At 64.1% G+C, this 1,906-nt stretch carries 1 protein-coding gene and 1 pseudogene; one reads left to right on the top strand and one right to left on the bottom strand.

Going from position 1 to position 1,906, the window contains the following annotated elements:
- Positions 1–269 (top strand): annotated as a pseudogene (locus EOA38_RS35265) (SAM-dependent methyltransferase); the annotation flags it as partial.
- A gap of 8 nt (positions 270–277) precedes the next feature.
- On the opposite strand, the gene EOA38_RS35260 reads toward EOA38_RS35265, so the two are convergent.
- Entirely contained in the window at positions 278–1,663 is a 1,386-nt protein-coding gene (locus tag EOA38_RS35260; RefSeq protein ID WP_127301389.1) for a serine hydrolase, read from the bottom strand.
- Between the last annotated feature and the right edge of the window lie 243 nt (positions 1,664–1,906).

Genomic DNA, 1,906 nt, shown 5'->3' with positions numbered 1-1,906 from the left:
TCCCTGGTTGGGAAAAGACCGTCTCGGCGGCGCTCGCCGCGCTTGCGCCTGGCGGCTCGCTGCATGTCGTCGATTTCGGCCAGCAGGAGGGCCTGCCGCGCTGGTTCCGCGCCCTGCTGCGCGGCTGGCTGCGGAAATTCCATGTCGAGCCGCGCGCCTCGCTGCGCGACGTACTTGAATCTGAATCGGAGCGGACCGGTGCAACCTTCCGTTTCAGAACGCTTTATCGCGGCTATGCCTGGCTGGGCATGATCGGCGCTCGAAAGTAGGCACCCCCTTACTGATGCAAGGCTTTCACCAGCGCCGCCACCATCGTCTGCGGCCGGTAGCCGAGCTTGGCCGGCGTCAGCCCGAGCCGCACCACGACCAGTTGCTCCGACGGAACGATGGCGACAGTCTGGCCGTCATGGCCTTCCATCCAGTAGGTGTCCTTGGGCAGGCCGGCGGCAACGCCAGCCCCGGGATTCTCCTCATCGCCCGGGCCCTCGATCCACACCTGGCCTTTGCCGTAGACCTTCGAGGCCGGCGCCCGCTGCCGCATCCAGTCGACGAAGCCGGACGGCAGGACTGCCGCGCCGTTCCACACCCCGCCTTGCAGCAGGAACTGGCCGAAGCGAGCCCAGTCATGCGCCGTGGCATAGAGATAGGAGGAGCCGACGAACGTGCCCTGCTCGTCGGTCTCGAGCACCGCGCTGTGCATGCCGAGCGGCTCGAACAGTGCCGTCCGAGGCCAGGCCAGCGCCTTCGCCTTGTCGCCGATCGCGTCTTGCCACAGCCGCGACAGCATGACAGCCGTGCCGCTCGAATAGGAAAACACCTTGCCCACATCGCCGGCGAGCGGTTTGGCGTCGGCAAAGCCCGCCATGTCCGGCTCGAGATAGAGCATGCGCGTCACGTCGGCGACGTCGCCATAATCCTCGTTGAACTCCAGCCCGCTCGACATCGCCATCATATCGGCAAGGCTGATCGCGGCGCGGCCATCGACCTTCCACGGCGCGAACAGGCCCTTGTTGTCGAGCGCCATCTTGCCGTCCTTCACCAGCGTGCCGACGATCGCGGCATTCACCGTCTTGGTCATCGACCAGCCGAGCAGCGGCGTCTTGGCCGAAAAACCGTCGCCATAGCGCTCCGCGACGATGCGGCCGTTCTTCACCACCACGACCGCGCGCATGCCGGTCCCGGCCATGGCGGCATCTTCGATGATCTTCGACACTTCAGGGTTTTGCGAGCCATCCACCCTTTCGCCTTCTGGCCAGAGCGCATCCTGCGAAGTCACCGCCAGAGGCTCGATACGGACGGACGTCTGCCGCGCCTTGCCGGTATCGCCATTGGGAACCGACGCGCAGCCGAGCCCATCGCGCTCGACGGCAACGCTCTTGCCCAGAACCCAAAACAGACCGGCCGAAACCAGCCCCCTTTCCCTGTCGACCGAAACCTTCATCAGGCGGAGCAACGGATGGCCCGGTGCCTGAACGTCGACGGCAAGCACTTCACCTGGATCGCGGCCTGCTATGAAGACATTGGAGCAGACGATCTTGGCCGAATAGCCGGAACCGACGCGGATCAATTCGGGCGGCGCGAAGTAGAGCCAGGCAAACAGCGCGACCACCGCCAGCACCACGAGACCCAGCAGCCATCTGATGAATTTCACGACAACCCGCATATTTTCCGCCCTTTTTGGACTTCCGGCCCGCTTTATGTCATCGATTTGCCGCCATTGCTTCCGCAAATCATGGGCGATGTCGAGCGCCGTCAATGGATTATCAACCATGTTAGGCGATCACAGAGGGATGTTGCTCAAAAGTGCCAAGCTGCTTTGAGACAACGACATGCACGAAGAACGGGCGGCCCTGTGGGGAGGCCGTCCGGAGGGGGCACGCGTAAGCGACCGCCATCAGTGAAGGAC

Source organism: Mesorhizobium sp. M1E.F.Ca.ET.041.01.1.1 (assembly GCF_003997355.1).
Taxonomy (GTDB): domain Bacteria; phylum Pseudomonadota; class Alphaproteobacteria; order Rhizobiales; family Rhizobiaceae; genus Mesorhizobium.
Note: the sequence above shows the minus strand (reverse complement) of the source record. Positions and strands in the feature narration are given on the sequence as shown.